This window comes from Clostridium omnivorum (assembly GCF_026012015.1).
In the GTDB taxonomy this organism is placed as follows: domain Bacteria; phylum Bacillota; class Clostridia; order Clostridiales; family Clostridiaceae; genus Clostridium_AX; species Clostridium_AX omnivorum.
The window spans coordinates 2,065,748-2,091,490 of record NZ_BRXR01000001.1 but is presented as its reverse complement, the minus strand read 5'-3'; the positions used below and the strand labels follow the sequence as shown (position 1 = coordinate 2,091,490).

23 protein-coding genes and 5 tRNA genes are annotated in these 25,743 nt (G+C 31.4%); 5 read left to right on the top strand and 23 right to left on the bottom strand.

Annotated elements, in window-relative coordinates; translation table 11 throughout:
* Positions 1–16: 16 nt before the first annotated feature.
* The 11 genes from bsdE14_RS09960 to bsdE14_RS09910 form a co-directional block, all read right to left on the bottom strand.
* The gene (locus bsdE14_RS09960; protein WP_264849776.1) at positions 17–1,699 is read right to left on the bottom strand and encodes a bifunctional diguanylate cyclase/phosphohydrolase; all 1,683 of its coding nucleotides are present in this window, start codon (positions 1,697–1,699) and stop codon (positions 17–19) included.
* 58 nt (positions 1,700–1,757) lie between these two features.
* The gene (locus tag bsdE14_RS09955) at positions 1,758–1,883 is read right to left on the bottom strand and encodes a cyclic lactone autoinducer peptide (protein WP_264849775.1); all 126 of its coding nucleotides are present in this window, start codon (positions 1,881–1,883) and stop codon (positions 1,758–1,760) included.
* Positions 1,880–2,548: an accessory gene regulator ArgB-like protein gene (locus bsdE14_RS09950; RefSeq protein ID WP_264849773.1), complete on the bottom strand. Its 669-nt coding sequence runs from the start codon at positions 2,546–2,548 to the stop codon at positions 1,880–1,882. Before bsdE14_RS09950 ends, bsdE14_RS09955 begins: the two co-directional genes overlap by 4 nt.
* Positions 2,529–3,017, bottom strand: a complete 489-nt coding sequence (locus bsdE14_RS09945) for a hypothetical protein (RefSeq protein ID WP_264849772.1) — start codon at positions 3,015–3,017, stop codon at positions 2,529–2,531. The genes bsdE14_RS09950 and bsdE14_RS09945 overlap by 20 nt, the downstream gene beginning before the upstream one ends.
* Positions 3,018–3,048: 31 nt before the next feature.
* On the bottom strand, positions 3,049–3,624 hold the full coding sequence (locus tag bsdE14_RS09940) for a DUF5317 domain-containing protein (RefSeq protein ID WP_264849771.1): 576 nt from the start codon (positions 3,622–3,624) through the stop codon (positions 3,049–3,051).
* 362 nt (positions 3,625–3,986) lie between these two features.
* Positions 3,987–4,079: transfer RNA gene (locus bsdE14_RS09935), tRNA-Ser, on the bottom strand.
* A gap of 58 nt (positions 4,080–4,137) precedes the next feature.
* On the bottom strand, positions 4,138–4,581 hold the full coding sequence (locus bsdE14_RS09930; RefSeq protein ID WP_264849770.1) for a nucleoside deaminase: 444 nt from the start codon (positions 4,579–4,581) through the stop codon (positions 4,138–4,140).
* Between the two features lie 114 nt (positions 4,582–4,695).
* On the bottom strand, positions 4,696–4,815 hold the full coding sequence (locus tag bsdE14_RS09925; RefSeq protein WP_435382469.1) for a Fe-Mn family superoxide dismutase: 120 nt from the start codon (positions 4,813–4,815) through the stop codon (positions 4,696–4,698).
* Positions 4,816–4,848: 33 nt separating this feature from the next.
* Positions 4,849–6,825, bottom strand: coding sequence for an HD domain-containing phosphohydrolase (locus bsdE14_RS09920; protein ID WP_264849769.1), 1,977 nt, complete (start codon positions 6,823–6,825; stop codon positions 4,849–4,851).
* Positions 6,826–6,937: 112 nt separating this feature from the next.
* Positions 6,938–7,014 (bottom strand) — tRNA-Arg (locus tag bsdE14_RS09915).
* Between the two features lie 119 nt (positions 7,015–7,133).
* A complete protein-coding gene (locus bsdE14_RS09910) occupies positions 7,134–7,991 on the bottom strand; it encodes a MurR/RpiR family transcriptional regulator (protein ID WP_264849768.1) in 858 nt (285 codons plus the stop codon).
* A gap of 168 nt (positions 7,992–8,159) precedes the next feature.
* Between bsdE14_RS09910 and bsdE14_RS09905 the strand changes: the two genes are divergently transcribed.
* Positions 8,160–8,471 carry a phasin family protein gene (locus bsdE14_RS09905; protein ID WP_264849767.1) on the top strand — a complete coding sequence of 104 codons (312 nt, stop codon included), beginning with the start codon at positions 8,160–8,162 and terminating at the stop codon, positions 8,469–8,471.
* Between the two features lie 54 nt (positions 8,472–8,525).
* Positions 8,526–10,127 (top strand): ABC1 kinase family protein, encoded by a 1,602-nt coding sequence (locus tag bsdE14_RS09900; protein WP_264849766.1) that lies wholly within the window; start codon positions 8,526–8,528, stop codon positions 10,125–10,127.
* Positions 10,128–10,167: 40 nt separating this feature from the next.
* Here the strand turns inward: bsdE14_RS09900 and bsdE14_RS09895 are convergent, their stop codons facing one another.
* Both bsdE14_RS09895 and bsdE14_RS09890 read right to left on the bottom strand, forming a co-directional pair.
* Positions 10,168–14,019 (bottom strand): YhgE/Pip family protein, encoded by a 3,852-nt coding sequence (locus bsdE14_RS09895; protein ID WP_264849765.1) that lies wholly within the window; start codon positions 14,017–14,019, stop codon positions 10,168–10,170.
* Between the two features lie 219 nt (positions 14,020–14,238).
* Positions 14,239–14,805 carry a TetR/AcrR family transcriptional regulator gene (locus bsdE14_RS09890; protein WP_264852255.1) on the bottom strand — a complete coding sequence of 189 codons (567 nt, stop codon included), beginning with the start codon at positions 14,803–14,805 and terminating at the stop codon, positions 14,239–14,241.
* A 292-nt stretch (positions 14,806–15,097) separates the two neighbouring features.
* On the opposite strand from bsdE14_RS09890, the gene bsdE14_RS09885 reads away from it, so the two are divergent.
* A complete protein-coding gene (locus bsdE14_RS09885) occupies positions 15,098–15,988 on the top strand; it encodes a phosphatidylserine decarboxylase (protein ID WP_264849764.1) in 891 nt (296 codons plus the stop codon).
* 39 nt (positions 15,989–16,027) lie between these two features.
* Here bsdE14_RS09885 and bsdE14_RS09880 read toward each other — a convergent pair whose 3' ends face one another.
* Positions 16,028–16,474 (bottom strand): chemotaxis protein CheX, encoded by a 447-nt coding sequence (locus bsdE14_RS09880; protein ID WP_264849763.1) that lies wholly within the window; start codon positions 16,472–16,474, stop codon positions 16,028–16,030.
* A 337-nt stretch (positions 16,475–16,811) separates the two neighbouring features.
* On the opposite strand from bsdE14_RS09880, the gene bsdE14_RS09875 reads away from it, so the two are divergent.
* Complete coding sequence (locus bsdE14_RS09875; protein WP_264849762.1) at positions 16,812–18,296, top strand: leucyl aminopeptidase; 1,485 nt, start codon at positions 16,812–16,814, stop codon at positions 18,294–18,296.
* A 146-nt stretch (positions 18,297–18,442) separates the two neighbouring features.
* Here bsdE14_RS09875 and rpsD read toward each other — a convergent pair whose 3' ends face one another.
* Complete coding sequence (rpsD, locus tag bsdE14_RS09870) at positions 18,443–19,021, bottom strand: 30S ribosomal protein S4 (protein ID WP_264849761.1); 579 nt, start codon at positions 19,019–19,021, stop codon at positions 18,443–18,445.
* A 248-nt stretch (positions 19,022–19,269) separates the two neighbouring features.
* Between rpsD and rd the strand changes: the two genes are divergently transcribed.
* Positions 19,270–19,434 (top strand): rubredoxin, encoded by a 165-nt coding sequence (rd, locus tag bsdE14_RS09865; protein ID WP_264849760.1) that lies wholly within the window; start codon positions 19,270–19,272, stop codon positions 19,432–19,434.
* A gap of 42 nt (positions 19,435–19,476) precedes the next feature.
* Here the strand turns inward: rd and bsdE14_RS09860 are convergent, their stop codons facing one another.
* The 8 genes from bsdE14_RS09860 to bsdE14_RS09825 all read right to left on the bottom strand — a co-directional run bounded on the left by bsdE14_RS09860 (position 19,477) and on the right by bsdE14_RS09825 (position 25,637).
* Positions 19,477–20,673: an oxygen-binding di-iron domain-containing protein gene (locus tag bsdE14_RS09860; protein ID WP_264849759.1), complete on the bottom strand. Its 1,197-nt coding sequence runs from the start codon at positions 20,671–20,673 to the stop codon at positions 19,477–19,479.
* Between the two features lie 249 nt (positions 20,674–20,922).
* Positions 20,923–20,999, bottom strand: a tRNA-Arg gene (locus tag bsdE14_RS09855).
* Between the two features lie 195 nt (positions 21,000–21,194).
* Positions 21,195–21,285: transfer RNA gene (locus bsdE14_RS09850), tRNA-Ser, on the bottom strand.
* 11 nt (positions 21,286–21,296) lie between these two features.
* Positions 21,297–21,387: transfer RNA gene (locus bsdE14_RS09845), tRNA-Ser, on the bottom strand.
* 196 nt (positions 21,388–21,583) lie between these two features.
* Positions 21,584–22,861 carry a serine--tRNA ligase gene (gene serS, locus bsdE14_RS09840; protein WP_264849758.1) on the bottom strand — a complete coding sequence of 426 codons (1,278 nt, stop codon included), beginning with the start codon at positions 22,859–22,861 and terminating at the stop codon, positions 21,584–21,586.
* 154 nt (positions 22,862–23,015) lie between these two features.
* Entirely contained in the window at positions 23,016–23,378 is a 363-nt protein-coding gene (locus bsdE14_RS09835; protein ID WP_264849757.1) for a DUF1667 domain-containing protein, read from the bottom strand.
* A gap of 21 nt (positions 23,379–23,399) precedes the next feature.
* Complete coding sequence (locus tag bsdE14_RS09830) at positions 23,400–24,797, bottom strand: NAD(P)/FAD-dependent oxidoreductase (RefSeq protein ID WP_264849756.1); 1,398 nt, start codon at positions 24,795–24,797, stop codon at positions 23,400–23,402.
* A 9-nt stretch (positions 24,798–24,806) separates the two neighbouring features.
* A complete protein-coding gene (locus bsdE14_RS09825) occupies positions 24,807–25,637 on the bottom strand; it encodes a L,D-transpeptidase family protein (RefSeq protein WP_264849755.1) in 831 nt (276 codons plus the stop codon).
* Positions 25,638–25,743 lie beyond the last annotated feature (106 nt).

Genomic DNA, 25,743 nt, shown 5'->3' with positions numbered 1-25,743 from the left:
ATTCCCATAGATTAATCTAATAATCAATATTATTTTCTTTAATAACTTCTACAAATGCATCAACTATAGAAGAATCGAACTGAGTGCCGCTGCATTTTTTTAACTCTGCAATTGCTTCCTCCTGAGTTTTTGGTTTTGAATATGGTCTATTAGATGTCATAGCATCATAACTATCCACAACTGTCAAAACTCTAGCAAGATAAGGTATTTCCTCTTCCTTTAGATTTCCGGGATAACCATTTCCATCATATCTTTCGTGATGATGTAATATTAGAGGAGAGATATCCATCAGCGATTCAACAGGCTTTATAATTTCAACCCCATTTACTGGATGCAGCTTTAACATTTCCCATTCATCCTTAGTTAGTGGCATCTTTTTATTTAATATTTCTTCGGAAATATTAATCTTACCAATATCATGCATATAGGCTCCATATATTAGCTTCTTTTTATCTTTCTCACTAAGTCCCAGCTTATCTGCAATTAACCTACTATAAATAACCACTCTTTCAACGTGACCATAGGTATATCTATCTTTAGCATTAATAACGCTTATTAATGTCTTTATAGAAGTAACAAGGTCTATATTTTTATCATCTATATCCTCTTTTAACTCATCTAGTATAGAATGATATGCTTCAACTCTGTTTTTGTTAAAGAATTTAGCTCTATAAAGAGCATCATCTGCAGATTTTATAAGTTCAACATCACTTTTAGCCTTGTCAGGATAAACAGATACTCCTATGGAGGCAGTTAGCTTTCCATTAGGCTGATGTTCTTCACCTTCAAAATAAGATTCTTCTATTTTTTTTCTTATATTTTCAGCTATTATAATTGCATCCTGTTCCAAAGTATCAGGTAGTATAATAGAAAATTCTTCCCCACCGTATCTTGCCACAACATCTCCATCTCTTACACTACTTTTTAGCAGAGACCCTATAGTTTTTAGTACCTGATCACCCTTTTGATGGCCATTCAAATCATTATAATATTTGAAATAGTCTATATCTATAAATATCAGCGAAATAGGCTTATTATCCTTTTCACATGCTGTTAATTTCTCTCTTAAAGCATCATGAAAAAACCTATGGTTGTAAACTTCAGTAAGTCCATCTTCATTTGCCAAATTTTCAAGCTTTTTTATATGGTCGCTTTCGGTTTTCACATAAAAGCCTAGTGTCCATGCTGTAAGTATAAAAACTCCAGCTGTTATCAAATCCTTTTCAAAATATATGTTTTCTGACGAATGTGGACCATATATCAAATCCATTATGAGCAATATACTTGAAGAAACAAAAGCAATTGTTATTCCTTGTTTCATGCCGGATTGTATGGTTGTGGTTATTATTATAAATAAAAATAAAAATTTAAAATCACTCTTATACGAATCCGTAAGAAATATAATTATGAAGAATATTAAAACGAATAAATAAGATTCTGCTATTTGAATTCTTGTAATGTTTTTTTCATTAAATTTTTTAGTAGTGGAAAAGGTCCATATAAAGTAAATAAGCGTTAAAACCAGCACTGCTACAATAATTACATCCATTGCTAGAGTATCATTTGAATTATCTCCAGTAATTTTATAATAATTTAAAACATACTTAAAAATCCCCATTCCTGAGAATAATAATGAACATAATTTTACTACGGATACTATGTCATTTATTTGCTTTCTTTCATCATAAGTTTTATTCATATCTTCACTACCTTATATTAAACTAAAAATAGCAAGGTCGGTAAAACCGACCTTTTGTCTAGTCTTCTCTTAAGCACTTTGGCTCTTCTGGCTGATAGTTGAAAAAATAACATGCTGATGAAGCTACCATTGCAGCAACCAAAGTTGCAACAGAAGCAACTAAAAGTAACATTCTTTTTTTCATTGTACTTCCCCCTTTTTTATAATTCTTAAAATATTATTTAAAAAGGAATCTATTTTATTTACTGTACTATGACCAAGTTTAGTTAGTGTAAACACCTGCCAAACCACTCCTCCATATACACATAGAGAATAAACCAAAAATCTCTTATCCCTTGAAAAAATATTGATAGCTACATTAATAATAACGACTACTATATAAATACATAATACAAAAATAGAACCTTTTTTCATCCTGGCTTTCTTTTCTTTTGACTTTATTGGCTTTGCAGCGCTATCTACTGGAGCTAACTTATAAATAAAATAATAAGAAACTCCAAAAATACACATTCCTAATAAAATTAATACACTAGAAGTAATTACAGGACCAATTATTGCGGAAAAAAACAGTGATAGTCCAATGCAAATAATGGTTCCTATAGCAGCACAATTACCTGGTGAATTTGCATGAGCACCTCCAGAATATTTTCTTAATATAGCTCCTGCAAAACATACTATAAGAGCCTCTATGGTAACGTGAAATATTAAACCAAAAATAATAACAAGAATTATGGATAGAGCTATATGTATTACCGCAAACATTCCATAGGAGATTACTTCTTTATTATCATTATCAAGTTTTAATTCTGCTGCAACTTTATCAGCAATATTATTCGTCAACTTTTCCATATGAAATATTCTTCAACTCTTTTCTTTTCCATAATAATAAATAATAAATAATTACAAAGCATGCAAAAATCAATAATGAAGGGCTTGAATATAATATTTTTAACATTGGATCTCTAAAAATAGAATTTAAATCTTTTTTTAGTATAAACTGAATAAAAAATACGTTTATACCTTCACTTATAAATTCACATAGCATTATAATAATTCCTGCTTTAATAGCTTGAATTATTTCAATTTCATTTACATATACGCTCAACAATATTAATAAAATCAAATTTAATATTGAATCCGCTCCATTTTGAATTGGAAGGAATCTAATAAGATACACAATTATAGATTGAATTATAACAGAGATTAAATATCTCTTTTTTTCAACCTTAATTTTTGTGAATGTATAAACTGCTAAAAAAAATACTAAGTCTTCTGGAATTCCTCTTATTATCAATTCTAAAAATGACAATTTTAGCATAGACTTTTTCTCCTTAGTAAAAAATTATGTTCTATACAGTGCTTCCAATTACATCATCATCTACTTTTTCTTTAATATTATTAGCACTTTTGATACAACTGTAAATAATAATAAAGGCAAAGAATCTTATAAATATATCACCAATACTTAAAATACTATAACCTAAATCAACGATATCAGTTAAAAATATAAGCTTAGTAGCTTCACTTCCCATAACATGTATATCCTTAACTTTTGTAAAAACATCCGGTCTTACATAACCAGTTATATATGATAATGTGGGAAACACCGGCATTTTACCACCATTGGCATATATCGCAACCTTGTTTAGCAATGTTCCAATAATAATAGCTATTGACCCAATAATTGCACTAACATATTGCTTGTACCAATAAATTAAAATTAGAAATGTACAAATATAAATGGTTTCTAATATCCCCGCATATTTTATAAAGTTATAATTTCCAAGGAATACTTCCATATTTAAAAACATATATAAACCTGCAAAGGCCAATATAGGATATACTTCCCAAGACAAAAAGATAGGTTTTAATTTGTACCCTCTTATTTTTGCCACCAACATAGCTATGATTATGGTTTCTATCATAATGCATACCCCTTAATTTTACGATATCTTTATTTTTGTCAAATTAATAGCTTACTATTTTTTCCTCAAATAATTATATTATACCATTATCATTCATTAAATACTATAATTCTTACCATTTCATCAAAATATTCGTTATATACACTTTTTTCCTTTAAATTTAAACTTTACTAAAAACGTAATTCAAAAGTATTATTTAGGCTACCCATATGAGTTTCCCAATTCAATATTCTAAAATTATTATTTTAAATTCTATTTTATTATTTATTCTCATTTTGTTTTCTATTTGGTCATCAAGTGGATGACTAAACCCATTTCCATACAAAAAATCCCTAGCAAAAACTTGCTAAGGATTTGAATTTTGGCGGAGAGAAAGGGATTTGAACCCTTGGTACGGCAATAAACCATACGCCTGATTTCGAGTCAGGTACCATAGACCACTCGGACATCTCTCCTTATATAGAACAAAATAATTATACTATTTTACTTGGTTTAAATCAATTGTTATTATAATTATTGTCTTTTCATCTTAAAAAACTCTTTTAATATTATACTGCTTTCCTCATTATACATCCATTCTACTGGGACACAATAATTTAAGCTATTTGTTCCAAGGAGGTCTATTACAGATCCACAGGCTCCTGCTGTAGGATCAAAAGTTCCTATACAAAGTTTTGAAATTCTAGCTTGAGCTATTGCTGATGCGCACATGGCACATGGCTCTAGTGTGACATACATTTCACACCCATTTAATCTCCAGTTATTTAAGTTTTCACAGGCACTTCTTATGGCTAGTATTTCAGCATGTGCAGTTGGATCTGACAGTGTTTCCTTTAAATTATGGGCTCTTGAAATTACTCTTCCATCCTTAACAATAACTGCTCCAACTGGAACCTCTTTCATTATAAGTGCTCTTCTAGCTTCTTTTAACGCCTCATTCATAAAATACTCTTTCATAAGTCACTCCGTAAATTATATAATATGTTACATTTTATAGCTTATCCGTTTTAATGTAAATATTAATGTAAAATAAAGCACACCTATCCTTAAGGTGTGCTCTAACACATACTTTTATCTTTTACAAATATTAAGTCTGTTATTTACATCATGCCAGTTAACTAGATTCCACCAAGCCTCAACAAAACCTGCTCTTTTATTTTGATATTTAAAATATTTATTACGAGCACCCATTACTATTCTTTTAGAGCAACACTAGTACATGCTTTAGAGGTCTGCCTCATAATTTTCCGTATTTAGCTTTTCATATAATCCATGGATTACATCTATATTATTAAAAAATACATCTATAATATATGGATCAAAATGCTTTCCCTTCCCTTCAGCTATTATCTTTGTTGATTGCTCAAAACTAAAGGGTTCTTTATAGGGCCTTTTACTAGTTAATGCATCAAATACATCTGCAAGTGCAACTATTCTAGCGCTTAATGGAATTTCCTCTCCCGATTTTCCATAGGGGTACCCACTTCCGTCCCACTTCTCATGATGTCCTCCTGCTATTTCAATACCTATTTTGAATATACTTCTTCCTTTTTTCTTAATGTAATCATCAGCCATAGCTAAGGTTTTTGCACCATAAGTAGCGTGAGTTTTCATTATTTCAAATTCTTCAGGAGTAAGTTTTCCTGGCTTCAAAAGTATAGAATCCTGAATAGCAACTTTTCCAATGTCATGAAGAGGACTAAATCTTTCAATGTTGTTTATATAATCTATATCAATAATATCCTTATATTTTTTCTCTTTTGATAGTAGTTCAGCAATAACTTTAGAGTAAGCTTTCATCCTGCTAAGATGCTCACCTGTTTCAGGATCTCTTTCCTCAGTAAGAGCTGCTAAAGCTAAGGTTGAGCTTATAACCATGTCCTGCATAAGTATATCCTTCTCCAAGCTTAGCATAATGCTATTGGCAAGTATCTTGAGGAATCTTACATGTTCATTTTTATATACATTTTTTGTATTACTTGAAAAGAATATTATGCCAAGAGGTTTATCATCACTCTTTAATGGAAATGTAATAGAGGATTTGATGCCTTCTTGTAATAATATTTTATTATATGGCTTCACAGGTTTACCTTTTACATATTCCTCTAAATCATTTATTATTCTAACCTTTCCGCTAAGTAATACCTCTTGAAGACTTGTATTACTTAGTTTATATTTAAATCCTACTAATTTTTTACCCAAATTTTTATGATGTTTTCCTGAAACACCATAAGAAGCTTTGATTGTTTTACCGCTATCATCAAGCAGTGCAACCCCTATATATGAATATGGAATATATCCTGAAAATGCATCAAATATATAATTCAAATTATCTTTAAAGGGTACATTCTTATTTAAGTTTTCTATAATCTTGATTATATAATTAAACTCATTAAATATATTTTTAACTTCAGTGAATATAAAGTCTTGTCCACTTTCGCTCAAACTTTCCTTTAATTCCCCATTTGAACTTATAGCCATATTTGATATTATTCCATTTATCTGGCTTATAGGCAAAAATAAGGATTTGTAAGCATTTCTTATAAAAAATATTAAAAATCCCAGAAGTGCAACTGCCAGCATCATTACTATGTAACTTAAGTTTTCACTTGTTTTAATATTACGTTTTAAAATAATCTGTGTTATTTCATCGCTATTTGAAAGCAGCTTGTTATTATTTTCATTTATATATCTAGATGCATCGATAAATTCTTCAGAATCATATTTATAACTTTTTATTATATCAATATCTTTCTTAAAATTAATCCAAATATCATCCTGCTCTTTTAGTATAGGGTTAAGTTCATTTAGTACCTTACCAAAACTAATCTTTTTATTATCAGCAATTACAAATCCATTTTTAATGTTACTAAATTGCCTGTCATATTCCTCTTTTGCTTGCTCTAACTCTTTCATTGTGTTCTTTAACTCACCACTTATTCTGTTTTGAGTTTCCATATCCTGATCCTTACTTGCAAGTGAGCTTAGCTCGTATATTCTGCCAGTATCCTTTGCCATCATTTGAGTGAGCATTCTTTGCTTTCCTAAGACATTAATAAGAGCACTGTCATTATAAAATTTGCTTTGATTTATAAATAGCAAAAGAAATATAGAAATAATTACACTAATAATTAATATGAAAATCATCTTGATTTGACTTTTATATAAACCTGCAATTGAAGTAGCCTTTCTATTTTTCACTGAAAATCCCCCATAAACTAATATTATCAGTATAATTATACTTTAGAATAGCAAAAAACACACTAATAAGTCAAAAAAATAAAAAACTTGTAATTTTATAAATTACAAGTTTTGGTGCGCCCGAAGGGAGTCGAACCCCCGGCCTGCGGTTTAGGAAACCGTCGCTCTATCCTACTGAGCTACGAGCGCATATGATTATCATAGTATATTTTACTTCACTTTAAATATACTGTCAACAGGGATATTTAATTGGAAAATAAAAGTCTTAATTTCATTAGCTAATAACTGTATGCAGCTCTTATATATAGCTACTTTATTTTCTTTTTTATGATTGCTTTTCTAGTATTCTCAAGATATCTTTTGGCTATGTCAAATTGTTTACTTGCTACAGCTGCAAATAGAATATCTATTACATTTAACTGAGCTATTCTTGAGGACATTGCTCCACTTCTTATGCTTATTTCTGGAGCTGATACAAAAAGATTTATATCACAAATTTCACTTATTGGACTCTGGCCAAACTTTGTAATACTTATAGTTGTAGCCCTTGATTCCTTAGCAACCTTAATGGATTCAAAAGTATCTTTTGTATCTCCTGAGTAAGATATTGCTACAGCTACATCCCCTTTATTTAAATTTGCTGCTGAAGCTATTTGAAGGTGCGGATCAGAATAGCTGGTTACTATCTTGTTAATCCTTGTAAACTTCTGCATAGCATCTGTTGCAATAATATTTGATGCACCAACCCCGTAAAAATCTATCTTATCTGCAGATATTATTGCACTTACTGCAGCTTTAATAGCATCAAATGAAATAATGTCTAAAGTATTATCTATAGATTTTTTATTATTATAGCTTATATTTTGTACAATGGACTCCAAGGTATCTCCAGGCTCAACATCAGTGTATTGTTCACCTTCTTCATCCTTAGACATGTATGCAATATCCTTAGTAATACTAATTTTAAAATCCTTATAGCCATTAAAGCCTAATATTTTACACATTCTCACTACAGTAGCCTCACTTGAGCCACTTTTTTCAGCTAATTCACCAATTGATAGATTCGATATCTGTTCTGGTTTTTCTAAGATAAACTGGGCTACTTTTTTCTCCGATGGACTTAAGTTATTTATGATTTCTCTTATCTTAATTATATTACCTGACATATCACAATCTCTCTTTCTCTTTCTTTCTATTATTAATTATACCAACTGTATATACTATTGCATATTGGAAAGCAAAATTTTTTATTTATGTTTGTATTTTTTAACAATTTGGAATAGAATTGAATTAATAGAGAAAACTAATAAATATTATGTGAGGAGGAGTAAATTATGGCAGTAACTGAAGACTTAAAAAATATAATGCTTGCAGGTATTGGTTCTATGGCATATACCTATGAAAAAGCTACTCAAATAGTAGATGATATGGTTCAAAAGGGAAAAATAACTATAGAAGAAGGCAAAGAGCTTTCGCAGGAATTAAAGAGAAAAAATATGTCTACAAATAGTATGAACAGTAACGTAAATACTCATCCAATAACAAAGGAAGAAATGGCAGATTTATTAAAACAGATGAATTTTGCTACTCAAGAAGATTTAGAAGATATAAGACAAAGATTAACTAAATTAGAACTCCAAGGTTAATATATAAAAGCCCGCCTACAGGTTTGGGCTTTTACTATTAAGTGAGGTATTTATATGTACAAAAACACCATACAAAGATTTAGAGAAATAGTTAAAGTACTTGCCTCTTATGGTTTTGGATATATAGTTGACAGTAAACTTAATAAAGAGGATAAATCTCCACAAAACTTAAGAAGGGCCTTTGAGGAGCTTGGTCCTACCTTTATAAAAATAGGTCAAATTTTAAGTACCAGACCTGACATAGTTTCTCCTGAGTACATAAAGGAACTTTCCAAGCTTCAGGATAACGTGTCCCCTGAAAATTTCAATGATATTAGCGCTGTTTTCTTTAATGAATTTTTGCAAACCATTGATGAAACATTTTTATATTTTGAAGAAGAACCCTTTGCCTCTGCTTCAATTGCTCAGGTTCATAATGCTATATTAAAAAATGGTAAGGGTGTTATTGTAAAAATTCAACGACCTGATATATACGAAAAAATGAAAATAGACATAAGTATCCTTAAAAGAATAGTAAGTCTAACTAAAAGCAGATTTGCTGATGCTCTCATAGATCCTGAAGAGGCATTAAACGAACTTCTCTATGCTACAGAATTAGAGCTGAACTTTAAAAATGAAGCAGCTAATATAATAGCTTTTAAACAGCTTAATTCCAATGTGAATTTTGTTTATGCTCCTGAAGTTATTATGGATATTTCCAGTACAAGAGTGTTAACCTTAGAAAAAATAAACGGTTTTAAAATAGATGATATTGTTAAATTACAAGAAAATGGGTATGACTTAAATGATATAGGAAAAAAGCTTGCTATTGGCTATTTAAAGCAAGTTATTGATGATGGTTTTTTTCATGGTGATCCTCACCCTGGGAACATATTAATTAGAGAAGGAAAGATATGTTTTATTGATTTTGGAATAGTAGGCAAACTATCAAAATCACTAAGAGAATCCATAAATCAAGCTCTAATAGCTACAGCTTTTAAAGATACTAATATGCTTATTTCCGTACTAATGTCTATTGGCATAAAAAAAGGTCCTATAAATAAAAATAACCTCTACGAAGACATTGAATACCTTTTTGACAGTTATCTCTCCACCTCTTTAGAAAATATAAAAATATCTGTTATGCTTCAAGAAATTTTCGATATATCAAAGCATAATAACTTAGTGCTGCCAAAAGAATTGACTTTACTTATTAGAAGTCTTGTAATCCTAGAAGGTGTAATAGCCCATATTGCGCCAGAAATTAAGATTTTAGATGTAGCACTTCCCTATGTAAAGACTAATATAAAAGATTCTATGTTAAAGGATATCAATTTTGAAGACTTTCTTTTTCATTCTGTTAAGTTCATGAAAGACTCTACTAGAATTCCTAGCAAAATTCTTGAAATGTCCGACAGTGTATTAAACGGAAGAGCTAAGATTCAATTTGAATTAAGACATCTCAATAAAGCTATTAATGAACTCAATAAAATGGTGAATAGATTAGTAATCTCATTTATTGTAGCTGCAACAATTGTTGGTTCTTCTTTAATCTTAAATTCAAACATTGGTCCAAAAATTTGGGATATCTCAATTATAGGAATACTAGGCTTTTTCCTTGCAGGTTTTGCAGGTCTTTGGCTCATAGTATCTATTTTAAGATCAGGTAAAATGTAAATAACCCCTGTGAAAAATCACAGGGGTTTAATTTTGCTTATTATGAAGCCATACTGATAGCTTTTTCTTTTATCTTTTCCTGAACTTTATCTGCATGTCCTTTCATTAATACAGATATTGCAAGGAATACTATCATAAATGCTGCAAGTACTGATACATCCTTCATAAATACTGCATGACCATTCATTCCAGAAATTACTTCTCTTAATGCAGATACGCAATAAGTAAATGGCATAAATGGATTCAATACCTTAAATAGTGGTGGTACAACTTCTAGTGGGAAAGTTCCTGCACAAGAAGTTAATTGGAATATTAGTAATATTATTGATAATAATCTTCCTGCCATTCCTAGTAAGAACACCAAGCATTGTATTATAGCAATAAATACAAAGGACATAAAGATGTTAAACAAGAAATACAATGGTACATTCGCTGGTCTTAATCCTAGAGCTATAACAACTGCACTAGCAAGTACTGCTTGAATAATACCTATATAACTATAGGATAAATATTTTCCAAGAACTATTGATGCTGAACTTGCTTTAATGTCTTCATCAACCTTTTCAGTTATAACGAAGAACATCATTAGAGCTCCAATCCATAGTGAAAGTGGTATAAAGTATGGTGCAAAACCTGTTCCATAGTTCTTAACTGGGAACATTGGCTTCTCATCCATTTTTAATGGCTCAGATATAAATGTAGACATTGTGTCACTATCATTTACAAGATTCTTGTTTAACTTGTCTGAACCTTCTGTTAGCTTATCATTAAGTTCTTTTGAACCATCTGCAAGCTTAGTCATACCATCGTTTAACTTATTTGTTCCATCATATAATTTATTAACTCCATCTGTTAAAACAGGTATAGATGCTATTAAGTCATTAGCCATCTTTATATTTCCGTCAGATAATGCATTTTGTGCAATTGTCATAACATCTGAACTGTTTTTCAAATCCTTTTGCATTGAAGTTAATTGTGTTACTAATGCAGGGGAACCTGCTATCTTATTCATATAATCTTGACTGCTAAGCTGTGTTAATAATGGTTTTGCAGCTTGTAAGTCTTGTTGTAGAGTTTGAATTTGTGGTAATATTGCCTTTACACTAGGATCATTTGCTTTCTGCATTAGATCATTTAGTAAAGCTAAGTTGCTTTCATTTTTAGCTATGTCACTCTTTATACTGTCAAATTTAGAAGTAACACTTAGTAAAGGCATTAAATTTGCTACATTATCAGTAGTTAATGAAGGCTTTATTGTATTTAATAATCCAATATTACTGCCTAAATCCTTCTTCATACCATCAAAGTTTGAAGTCAATGACATTAGAGGAAGTACATTTGCTACATTGTCAGTAGTTAGTGAAGGTTTAACTGTATTTAATAAACCTATATTTCCATTTAACTGACCCTTTAGGTAATCATACTTTGGAACTAGTGACAATAATGGAGCAGCATTTGAAATATTATCTGCTGTAAGTGATGGCTTAACTGTATTTAATAAACCTACCCCACCATTTAGCTGAGTCTTCATTGTATCAAATTGTGGTGCTAAACCTAATAGTGGTTTTACATTCTTAACATTATCAACTGTTAATGTTGGGCTTATTGCTTGTAGTAATGGTAAATTGCTACTTAATGTATTTTTAATAGTAGTGTAATTTTGTGTTATTGGTTGTAAAGCTAATAAGCTGTTTGCATTAGTAGTAGTTAATACAGTTGGTAATGCTCCTAGAACTTGGGCATTATCCTTTACACCAGTTAATAGTGAATTCATTGCTGTAACTTTGTTTGCATCCATACCACTTAATACTGTTTGAATTTGAGCTATACTTGGATCAGCTAACTTACCTTGTACAGTAACTAAATCCTTAACTGCTGGACTTATATCAGAACCTATTGTAACTGCTAATGTTAATGATTGAGCAGTAGTTGGGTCTATATTACCTTTTGCAGCTTCAGATGCAATTACATTAATAAGTGCTTGCTTATTAGTATTTAATGCTGTAAGCTGTGCATCTGGTACATTAGCTAGAGTTGTCTTATCAGCATCTGAAATATTAACCTTATTGCTCATAGCTGTAGAAGTAGTTAATAAATCATTCATCTTAGAAGCATTGCTTAAAACATACTGCATACCTTGTATAGTTGCAGCATCACTTCCTACTGCTGATGCTGTCTTAGCCATATTGGTTAAACTTGTTAACTTAGTTGAATCGCTTAATACAGGGCTTAAAGTAGTTAATGCTGTATTTAAACTATTTCCATCTACACCATTAAGTATAGTATTTAAATCACCTGCAGTTTTAATTAAAGCTTGAGCATTAGCTAACATTCCAGTAAGCTTTGTATCATCATTTAATATAGCCTGCATTTGTGGTGTAAATAGCGGCTGAAGCATTGCATTAAGCTTAGTACCATCTACTTGTTTTAATGTATCATTTAATACACTGGCTGTAGTAATAAGATTGTTTGTATTATTTACTAAAGCATTAAGCTGTGTTGGATCATTTATAACAGCTTGCATTTGTGGTGTCATAAATGGAGACACCATATTGGTTAACTTAGTTCCATCTACCTTGGTTAATAAACCATTCACGTTATTAGCTAAATCTATTAGCTGACTGGCATTTGTTACCATTCCATCAAGCTTAGCTGGGTCGCTTAATATAGCTTGCATTTGTGGTGATGCCAGTGGTGCAACTAATGCTTTTAATTTATCACTATCCACCTTGCTTACTACAGTGTTTAAATTATTTGCAGTTCCAATTAAATTATTTGCGTTTGTAACCATTGCATTTAACTTAACTGGATCTTTTAAAACTGACTGCATTTCTGGTGTAGCTAGTGGTGCTAACATTGCGTTTAATTTATTTTGATCAATTTTTGAAACTGCACTTTGCAGTACTGCAACATCGCTTAATAAACTTTCGACATTATTAACTCTTTCCTTAAGTGCGTCTACATTTCCACTCTTTGTGAAATCCATCTGAGATAACACAACTTGAAGAGATGGAATATTCATTATTGTTTTAACACCTTGAGAATTCATTAATCCACTTACATCTGATGCTGACTTTGTTGCAAGTCCAACATTAGTTTCATTAACCATATCTAACATAGATGTATCTATATCTTTAAGTGCTAAACCATCTTGTAAAACCTTTCTAGTCTTCACTGCATTGCTTGCATCAACTAGTGACTTAAGCTCAGGATGTGAATTAGCAAGTGCTATTCCATCATCTACTTTAGTTTTTAGAGTTCCTACTCCATCATTTATTTGTGAGCTTCCATCCTTAGCTGTAACAATTCCATCCTTAAGCTCTTTACTTCCATCAGCTGCCTTCTGCATTCCATCTTTTAGTTCATAAAGATTGTCGAAGGTAACCTTTGTATATTCCTTTGTAATATTCTTAGTAATCTCTGCTTTAAGCTCAGTTAGTACCTTTCCATTAATTTGAGCTGCTAAGAAGTTTTTCTTTTCATTAGCAGTATAAGTTATATTAGGCTCTTCTGGCTTTCCATCCTTAGCACTTACTACCTTTGTTGAAAAATCCTCTGGGATTATAAACATAGCGTAGTAATCTTTTTCTTTAACGCCTTCTTCAGCATCTTCTTTTGAAACGAACTTCCAACCCATTTTGTCATTATCCTTTAGGTTTTTCACTAAGTCATTTCCATAGTTCACGTCCGTTCCATCCTTGACACTTCCTTTATCAAGGTTGACAATCGCTACTGGTACATCTTGAAGCTTGCTATATGGATCCCAAAAAGCGTAGAGATAAAGTAAACTATACAAAAGAGGTACTATTATAATTGCTGTAACAGATACTCTGATAAACCTGTTTTTGAATATACTTACAATGTCTCTCCAGGCAATCTTAATAAAATTCATGGTACCACCTCATCCCTTCTATTTATTTTTGGTTAGCAATCACCTCTTTAAAATTGCTAAATAAAAACTGACTGTTTAGTCTTAACTGACTGGTCAGTTTTATTTATAACTCTTTTTGAGTAATTTGTCAACATATATTTTTAATATATTTATAGAGAAAAAAAGACTGAAATCCTTTCAAAATAAGAATTTCAGTCTTTTTAAGGTATTTTATACTTTTTATACTTGTATTCCTTTTAGTATATACATAACTAAATTGTCTATGACATCATCCACATTAGTTTCCTGTGTATTCAATAGCTCATAAATTCCAGCTGAACACAATACCCCTAAAAATGTATATGCCATAAACTTTGGCTCACCTTTTTTGATTATTCCTGCTTCTATAGCTTCTGTCACATACTTTTCAATGCTCTCTACATACTTTTCAATGATATCTCTTAATTCTAACTGTCTAAGCTCTTGCCCCCACAGTTGACTCATAATTACTTTAAAAAAGTCTTTATTTTGATATACCAAATTTAATTGGACTCTGCAAAGATTCTTCATCTTTGAAAGAGCATCTTCATCTTTACTAAGCACATCCTGAAGTTCTTCCTTTATAACTTCTATTCCTTCAGTAATTATAAATCTAAAGATTTCTTCCTTACTTTTAAAATGATAATATAAAGTTCCCTTTGCAACTCCTGCATTTGCTGCTATATCATCTACTGTAGCTCCGTCATACCCACTTTTTGAAAATACCTTAATGGCTGATTCGAAAATAGCCCTTTTTGTTTTGTTAATCATAATATCACTCCAAATTTATATTAAATAAAAAAATTAGACTAGTCAGTATAGAACCATTATCAACTATATTATACTATGGATTTATTATAACACAAGTAAAATTTATACTATTAGTACGATTTTATCAAATTTTCTGTAATTTGCACGTAAAGTCCATAATAATATAATTGACTCATTTCAATAATTTAAATCATCTATCACAAAAACTTGTAATAGGTATAAAAAGCTGGTTAAATAATAATCCTATGTGATAAAATAGCTATATATTATTTAACAAGAGGTAAATGAAATGATTAAATATTATAACAGAAAAACAAAAAATTATGAAATAGAGAATGTTGCTGGTGAAAAGTACTTGAATTGGATATATTCATCCCCTGTAGGCATGAGTCTTCTTGAAACAATAGTTAAAAAAAAGCTGTTTAGTTCACTTTATGGTTCATACTGCAGCAGCAGCCTAAGTAGAAAAAAAGTTAACCAATTTATTAAAGAATTTAATATTAATATGGATGAGTATGAAAATAATGCAGAAGACTTTAAATCCTTTAATGACTTTTTTATTAGAAAAGTTAAAAAAACTTCTCGTCCTATGGATATGAATAAAAATTCCCTAGTAGCTTTGGGTGACGGTAAAATATTAGCCTATGAAAATATTGATCTAGATAAAGTAATACAAGTTAAAGGGTATACCTACAGTTTAAGAGAACTCATTAATGACAATGATGCGGCAAATAAATATGAAAATGGTATTTGTATAGTATTAAGACTATGTCCTACAGATTATCATAGATTTCATTTTATTGATAGCGGCATTTGTAGTGAAACTAATAAGATTAAAGGACATTACTATTCAGTTAATCCTGTAGCTTTAGAAAAAGTCCCAAGGTTATTTTGTGAAAATAAAAGAGAATGGAGTATATTCCATTCAGATAACTTTGGAGATGTTCTTTATGTAGAAGTTGGAGCTACTTGTGTAGGCTCAATAATACAAACCTATTCTCCTAACCAAAGAGTAGAAAGAGGCTCCGAAAAAGGTTATTTTAAATTTGGTGGTTCAACAGTTATCCTCTTTTTAGAACCAAACAAAGCTTCTATAGATGAGGACATCTTAAATCACTCAAAAGAAGGAATAGAAACTGCCGTATTAATGGGTGAAACAATAGGAAAAGTTATATTATAATACATAAATTAAAAGGTTCTTGTAGTTATCAAGAACCTTTTAATCTATTGAATATATCATATTAAAAGATTTTTCATTAAGTTTGAAAAGAAGTTTTTTTGATTCGGTACCACTTAAAGTTAAAAACACATTTCCACCTGCCACTACTGTTGGAGGTGAAAGATTAACGATACTTTCATTTTGAATTTTCATTAGAGCAGTTCCTACTGTCATATTAGCAAGCTCTCCTAATGCGCTTTGTGCCATAAAGTCAAGCTCCTTAACTTCCATACCACCCATCATTGAGGAAACAACCTGTAGAGCAGTATCTTTCTTAAATCCCAAGATTACATTTCCTTTTAATCCATCAGTAAGTCCCATAAGTACATTAACCTGATCAGCTTTTAGCTGGTGTGTTTCTTCAAGCTCCTCCTGAAAAACCATATCTAAACCAAACATTTGAGATATTTCCATTGCTGCTTCCACTAGTGCTTCCTTAAGTATCATTAACGTCACTCCCCCCTTAATGGACCACATAACATAAATATCATTAATTGATTATAAACATCACTTTTCACTGAATATACACTTACAGTTAATTATAATGTTACACTAAAATATGGCATAGTCAATATTTTTTTACAAAATACTACATTTTCTTAAACTAGAAAAAAGATATGTGAATTTAGCGTATTTCTAATTCTGTTTAATACGTTGTGGACGAAGTTAATCCTAATAATTAATAGAAAGAAATAAAAAGAATTTTAAGAAAATACTAGAAAAATCAAAATACTTAATATATAATATTAAGTAATAGTAATTATTAATTAATAGAGGTGAAATTATGAATATAAAATTATTAAATAAGAAAAGTGAAGTAACCATATCTGAGCTATTGGTATTTGGGGTTTTTGAGGACTTTAGAAACTTAGATGTTCTAAGCAATGAGATAAGTGAGTATTTATCAGTTCTTAAAGAACAAGAAAAATTTAAGGCTAGCTTTGGTGAAGAAATATCAGCAGTGATAAAGTATGAGAACGTCTATAAAAATGTATTAATTATAGGACTTGGGAAAAGTGAAGAATTAAAAAGTGAAAAGCTAAGAAAACTTATTGCAAAGATAGTTAGGAAAGCAAATGAATTAAAGCTTTCATCTGCGGAACTAAATCTTATTAACACAAGCGAGTTAGTCTCCAAAGAAACTTTAGAAGTTATTGCTGAGACAGCAATTTTAACAAATTACAAGTTTGATAAATATAAAGAAAAGAAAAGTCAAATAACTCTTAATGAATTGAATCTAGTTATAGGCGATATTGAGAAAATAGCTAATTATAGCAGCGCTTTAGCTGAGGCAGAAGCACTTGCATTAGGTACTATACTAGCTAGGGATCTTGTAAATGAACCAGCAAACGTACTAAATCCTAAGGAACTCGCAAAAAGAGCTAGTGAAGCTGGTGAAAAAAATGGATTTGAAGTGGAAATTTTAAAAGAGGATAAAATAGAAGAATTAGGTATGGAAGCCTATCTTTCTGTTGCTAAAGGATCAGAGAATAAACCAAGGTTTATTATAATGCGATACCTAGGAGACCCAGACAATAAAGAAAAGATTTTTGGACTTGTAGGAAAAGGATTAACCTTTGACACTGGTGGTTACTCTTTAAAACCAACAGCAGGCATGGTTACAATGAAGAGCGATATGGGTGGAGCTGCCGCAGTTATAGGTGCTATGGCATCCATTGCTAAAATGAAACTTAAAGCAAATGTAACAGCCGTTGTAGCAGCTTGTGAAAATATGATTTCAGCAAATTCCTACAGACCTGGTGATATAATAGGTTCTATGGCTGGAAAGACTATTGAAGTTTTAAATACTGATGCTGAGGGAAGATTAACCTTAGCAGATGCGGTTCATTATATAATATCCAAAGAAAGAGTAAACAAAGTAATAGATTTGGCAACATTAACCGGAGCTGCATTGGTAGCACTAGGAACTACAACAACAGCGGTTGTATCCAATAGCGATGAATTTTATAATGACTTACAAATTGCATCAAACCCAGCAGATGAAAAAGTTTGGAGACTCCCTGCTTTCGATGAATATAAAGAATTAATAAAATCAGATATAGCTGACTTAAAAAATATTGGAGGGCCAAATGCAGGTACAATTACAGCTGGATTATTTATAGGTGAGTTTGCTAAAGATATTCCATGGATTCATATGGATATAGCAGGAACTGCATGGTCTGAAAATGAGCATGATTATATAACAAAAGGTGGTACAGGTGTTGGAGTAAGAACACTATATAATATGATTAAGAATAATACCAAGTAAGAAGCTTCACCTTTAGTATATTAAATCCCTATTCCATAATCAGTGATTTGAATCACACCATTACCATTGTATAACTATAGTAATTAATTTGGCTGCTTTGTAAAAAAAGGCTATTCCAAAAATAATTGGAATAGCCTTACTGTGCTTTAATTTTTAGAATAGAATTCTAGAACCTTCGAGTAATTGACTTCTATTGGAACTTCCTCAGAATTAGGAAGTCTTATAAGCTTCCCTGAGAAATTATCAGTATCCTTTTCTATATAACTTACAACTGGAACTATATTTTTAAAGTTTGACGCATAAGCCTCTATCTTCCTTGACTTTTCTCTTAAGGTTATTACATCACCAAGGTTTACCTTATAGGAAGGGATATCAACCCTGCTGCCGTTTATAAGGATATGTCCATGGTTAACCATCTGTCTCGCTTCTCTCAATGTAGACCCAAAGCCTAACCTATAAACCATATTATCTAATCTTCTCTCTAGGCTCTGAACCAGAACCTCATCAGATTTTTGCTTTGATCTTAATGCATCAAAAACAACTCTTCTGAATTGCTTTTCAAGAACCCCATAATAAGCCTTCAGCTTCTGTTTTTCAAGCAGCTGCTCTCCATACACTGAAAGCTTGTGTTTCTTTACACCTCTACTTAATGCTTTTGGATGTCCAAACACATTAACCCCAAGATGTCTTGCCAATTTAAATCTAGGTCCCATAAACCTTGCCATACTATTCCTCCTGGTTAATTTAGAGCCTGCAGCTCTAATAGTTTCCGCGGTAATAATTTGGCGCCAGTCAGCCGTAATTAAAGAATAACATATATATAACTTTTTGTAAATGAGAATATTTTTCATTTACAAAAGAAAAGTGTGATTTAAATCACATATTAAAATAACTGCATATGATATAGTAAAACCATCAAAAGAACTTACTGGTAAAAGTATTCTAATAATAAGTATTGAAGGGAGAAGATATTATGAAAAAGTATATTTGTATAGTCTGTGGTTACATATATGACCCAGAAATAGGAGATCCAGATAATAATGTAGCTCCAGGCACATCTTTTGAAGATATTCCTGAAGAATGGGTATGTCCACTATGTGGAGTTGGCAAGGACCAATTTGAAGTGACAGAGGATTAAAAAAACAAAAGAAGTATTTGCTGCAGCAAATACTTCTTTTTATTAATCATTAAACTTTGATAACATAGTTTCACCAAAATTTTTACCGAATTCAATGCATTTGTCCAGTTCTTCAGTATCTGGCATATACTTTGCCTTTAAACCTTCCTGTATGACTTCTATTTTAGCTTTTGTTAGGTACTCCGACAGAAGCTTTGGAGATTCTCCGCTCCATCCATAGCTTCCAAATGCAGCTCCAACTTTGTTAATAAATTTTAGTCCAATTAAATCTTCTATTACTGGCATTAATGATGTGAGCAGACCGTTATTTACTGTTGAAGAACCAAGAATGACACCTTTAGATTTAAAAACTTCTGCCAGTATATCATTTCTATCTGCTGTAGCTGTATTGAATATTTTGTATTCAACTCCAGCCATTCCAAGACCCTTTGCTATGAACTCTGCCATTTTATGAGTAGCTCCCCACATTGAATTATATATTATAACAACACTTTTCTCTGATTTCCCCTGTGCCCATTCATAATATTTTTCTACTATGCTCATAGGATCTTTTCTCCATATAACCCCATGACTTGGAGCAATCATTTCCACAGGCAAATTCAGTTCCTTAAGCTGATTTATTTTCCTAGTAACAAAGTTACTAAAAGGGGTTAATATGTTAGCGTAATATTTTATAGCTTCCTGGTAGACTTCAGCTTCATCTACTAAATCATTAAATATTTCTGACGAAGCAAAGTGCTGTCCAAAAGCATCATTAGAAAAAAGGATATTCTCCCCACTCAGATATGTAAACATACTGTCTGGCCAGTGAAGCATACTTGCTTCGATAAAAGTAAGCTCATTCTTTCCTATACTAAGCTTATCTCCTTGATTGACCACCTTTAGCTTCCAATCCTTATGATAATACTCCTTTATTGTTTCAACCCCTCTTTTAGAAACAATAATTGTTGCATCTGGAATATACTCCATGATGGTAGGTAAAGCTCCAGAATGGTCTGGTTCCATGTGATTCATCACCACATAGTCTATTTTTTTAATATCAACAACTTCACTTAAATTTTCTAAAAACCTATCTGTTAGTGGTTCCCATACTGTATCTATAAGCACCGTCTTTTCGTCTTTTATAAGATAGGAATTATATGTACTGCCCCTATGGGTTGAAAGCTCATTACCATGAAAATACCTAACCTTCCAATCAGAAGCTCCTACCCAATAGACCCCTTTTCTAAGTTCTTTCATAATACACACTTCCTTCTAAACTAATATTAATATTAATTATAATATTTGCTTTCAAACCGCATAATATTCAGAGAAGGATGTTTAAGTTTTGTGGTTATTAATTAAGAGGAAAGGGATTTTAGTGGGAAACAACTAACTTACTTATGGAAATCCTTATAGAATCACAAAAATAATTTTATAGAGATTTTTAATACAAGGTATGCTACAAATAAAAAAAGACTTTCACTAAATTCGTGAAGGTCTTTTTTATGGTGCGACGAAAGGGATTCGAACCCCCGGCCAACTGGTTCGTAGCCAGCTACTCTATCCAACTGAGCTACCGTCGCATGTTAAGCATTATTATATTATCATACACTAGTATAAAAATCAAATACAATTTTATGCCATATTACTTATTCTATAGTAATTATGGACAGTTATAAGTAATTTAATCCATAGGATTGTCAACCTTACTCATATATTGTAGTTCTAGTATACTTGTATAATAAAACAAAAAACATCTAACCTTTGTTAGATGTTTTTGGCGGAGACGATGGGATTCGAACCCATGCTAAGGTTACCCCTACTAACGGTTTAGCAAACCGTCCTCTTGAGCCACTTGAGTACATCTCCAAATAAAAAAATGGCGGAAAGATAGGGATTCGAACCCTAGGTACGGTCACCCGTACGCCGGTTTTCAAGACCGGTGCCTTAAACCAACTCGACCATCTTTCCATGTCCAGTGACAATGATTATTATATCAACATTCAATTTTAATGTCAATAGTATTTTTTTAATTTTTTTATAAGAACTTAAAGCAGTCAGCTAGTAATTATAATAACCTGCAGATTAATTATTATTCATTATCTGTACTATATAATTTACTTCTATATACTGGCTGCCTTATAAATACTTTAACTAAAAGTACTTTTTATTTTATTGTTTCTCTTCCACCCATGTATGGTCTTAATACCTCTGGAATTTCAATAGTTCCATCTTCTTTTTGATAGTTCTCTAATATAGCTGCTACTGATCTTCCAATAGCTACCCCAGAACCATTTAGAGTATGAATAAACTTAGGCTTATCTTTAGCATTTTCTTTGTACCTTATGTTTGCTCTTCTAGCTTGAAAATCTTCAAAGTTACTGCAGCTTGATATTTCAACATATTTGTTATAGCTTGGCATCCAAACCTCTATATCGTAGGTACAAGCTGATGTAAAACTCAAATCTCCTGAGCATAGTCTTACCACTCTATATGGAAGTCCTAACCCCTGAAGTACCGATTCAGCATCATTAATTAATTTATCTAGTTCTTCATATGATTCCTCAGGCTTTGTAAATTTAACAAGTTCTACTTTATTAAATTGGTGCTGCCTTATTAAACCTCTAGTATCTCTACCTGCTGAACCTGCTTCTGATCTAAAACAAGCACTATAAGCTGCATGTTTTATAGGAAGCTCTTCTCCTTTTAGTACTTCATCACTATACAGATTTGTTACTGGTACTTCAGCAGTTGGTATTAAAAAGTAATCAGTACCTGTAACCTTGAAGGCATCTTCTTCAAATTTAGGAAGCTGTCCTGTTCCTGTCATACTCTTTCTGTTTACCATGTATGGAGGCATTATTTCTGTATATCCATTTTTCTCAATATGAGTATCTAGGTAATAGTTTATAATGGCTCTCTCCAGTCTAGCTCCAAGTCCTTTGTAAACAGTAAATCTTGACCCTGTTATTTTGCCTGCTCTATCAAAATCAAGTATATCTAAATTTAAACCTAAATCCCAATGCGCTTTTGGCTGAAACTCAAATTTTACTGGCTCTCCCCATTTTCTTATTTCCAAATTATCTGCATCTGACTTTCCTACTGGTACTTCTGCATTTGGTATATTGGGTATTCTAAGCATTATATTATGTATCTTTTCATCTAGTTCGTTAGCTTTTGTATCTAGTTCTTTAATCTGTTCCCCTACCTGCTTCATTTCAGTCATTATAGGCGCTACATCTTGTCCATTTTTCTTAAGCTTAGGTATTTCGGCTGAAACTCGATTCCTTTTGCTCTTTAATTCTTCCACCTGTACTAGAATCTGTCTTCTTTGCTCATCAAGTGCTACAACTTCATCTATAAATGTTAAATATGCCTCTCCTCTTACAGCTAATCTGTTTTTTACTTCTTCTAGATTATTTCTAATCCTTTTTAAATCTAACATACTAATCCCCCTTGATTATTAAATTGGGCAGAATATATATTACTGAAAAAACCAGCTAATTTTTTAATCAATATTTGTACAAAATAAAAAGAGCCTTTAGTCTCTAAAGGGACAAAAGACTCCCCGTTGCCACCATAACTTAATAAAATTAATTCTATTTTAATTTATCTACGTTTTTACTGCAGACTATGTCAACCCCTGTATTAAGTATATTTTTACATACTATATCGCCTATTTTAATAGGAGCTCCAACATAAATCCGGCTTAGTGCTTTTGAACAATCAACCCATAGTTGTTTTTCTATAGGCTTGCTGCTTTTTACGGGTACTACATTATAGCTTGCTCCTTTTATCCTTACTAGTGTAGTTAATATGCCACTATTGTTTTTTATCTCCTCTTCAGCATATTTTATGCCTTCATCACATTGGTTACCTGATACTTCAAGTAAAGTATCTAGTTTTTCTATGTCTAAAATACATTTTTTGAGACATCTATTGCATATTGCTTGCTTTACCAAGTAAACTCACCTACCTTATTTCTATACTCCATCAAATTCTTTTATTCTATTTGGAACTACCCTAGAACTTTTAGAATCCTTTACTATATCTATAACATTCTTATTAGTTTCCCTTGCCAGTATACTAACAATTTTATTTAAGCAATAAGATCCCTGACAGCTTCCAAAGGTGGCTCCAGTTCTTCTCTTTATTCCTTCAACAGTTCTAGCCCCTAGTGGTCTTCTAATAGCATCAACTATCTCACCCTCTGTTACCTTCTGGCATCTGCAGATCATCTTTCCATACTTGCTATCTACTTTTATTACTTTTGCTCTTTCTTCATTGGACATGTATCTAAATCTAAAAAACTCTCTTCTCTTGTCATTAAAATCTCTTCTTAATTTACATTTTGTATTGCTTATAACAGTCTCACAAATTATTATAGCTATGGCAGGAGTCATAGTAACTTCTCCATAGTGCTTTGCAATTACCTTTATATATCCCTTATCTACAGAGCTATCGTCTATTAGGACGGTATTGTCATGTAGGGTTGTCTGATAGTAATTTACTATGTTTTCTACCTTTATACCATTTACAAGGCCTGATACCTTTTGCAGCGAATTATTAAAATCTAAATTTTCCCTTGTATTAAGTGCAGCCACTGTATTACCGTGTACAGCAGGTACAGCGTAAGTTATGTCCCCTTTTTCACCTATATTAAAAAGAACATTAGAAAACATGCCTTTAAAGCCCTTATCTAACAAGAAGTAATTAACATCTCCTCCATTGTTATCTACACTTTCAAAGGTTTCATTATCTATTCCATACTGACCTTTATATGTTGTGTTTATTACCATCTTACAAGTAAATTTATTTTTATTTGTTTCAACTCTAAAGCCCTTTGACAGCTTTACAATTTCAACAACTTCTTCTTCAAGCTTGAAATTAACACCGTTATCAAAGGCTACTTCTCCATAAGCAATAGCTAGATCATAGGGGCAAATTACTCCCATATTTTCTGAATATATGGCCTTTCTAACTTTAACATTAAGATTAGGTTCCATTTCATAAACTTTTTCACTATCTAAAACTCTTAGATTTTTAATTCCTTTATTTATGGCTTTATCATACATTTGTATTATTCTTTTTTCTTCTTCTTCTGTTCCAGCAATTATAAGTCCGCCAGACCTGTTAAATGGTACATCCAGTCTTTCGCACAATTCCTCAAACATACCGTTGCCCATTAGTTCCAGCTTTGAAACCAAAGTATCATCGCATTCTATTCCATCGTATATTATATCTGTGTTTACTAAAGCTACATCATCTGCAATGTCATAATTTTTTTCAATTACTGCGATATTTAAGCTATATTTTGAAAGTTCATAAGCAGCAGCACAGCCTATGATTCCACCACCTAGTATAACCACATCGTAATCCATACCGTCCTCCTAATAATGTATCTCAACCATTGACCCTTTAGGAATATTGTCATATATCCACTTTGAATCTTCCATAGGCACTCTTATACAGCCATGAGATACAGGAATTCCTAGTTTTTTCTTTTCCTCTTCTATTATATTACCATTTTTGTCTGTAGGTATAGAGTGTATTAAATAATTTGAAAAAAATTTAATAAAATACTTTGCTCCTTGGTTATACTTTGAACTATAAAAATAAGATCCCTTTTCTTGAACATAAAAAACTCCAATTGGAGTTTCAGTATCAGCATTTCCTACTTCTCCTGTAGAACAAAGTATAGTTTTAATATTTTTATTATCTTTTGTAATATTCATTTTTTGAGTGGTTATGTTAATATCTACTTTATATTGAGTTGCTTTATAGTTGCTTCCAGTTAGATTATCTTTATTCTTTCTTACCCATCCTTTGTTTCCTACGTTATTTTCGCAATATATATATCCATTCTTCTCTTCATATGCTACTATTACATCATTCTTTTTTAAATATCCAATTACTTTATCCTTTCCAGTGCTGTCCTCATATATATTAACTCTATCACCGCTAATATAATAAGTCTTCTTAAAACAAGTATTAGAAGAAAAAGTCGTTATATCTTCATCTTTTTCATTATCTACTTTATTCTCAGATACTTTACTTTCATTTTCCTTTATTTCATTATTTGTAACTTCTGTATTAACTCCATCCTTCTTTGAAGCCTCTACACTAGTTATTTGCTGAGTTTTATCATACTTTACTAAAAAAGGTGGTGCGAAAATAAAAAATATGGTAAAAATCAAAAATATTATAATGCTTTTTTTCATTTTGCTGCCTCCAATAATATTAGCTTTTAAACCGCCTCATAATGGTATTCTAGACAGCTTTTTCATATTCTAACCGAGTTTTCCTATTTTTTATTTCCTGGGAAAG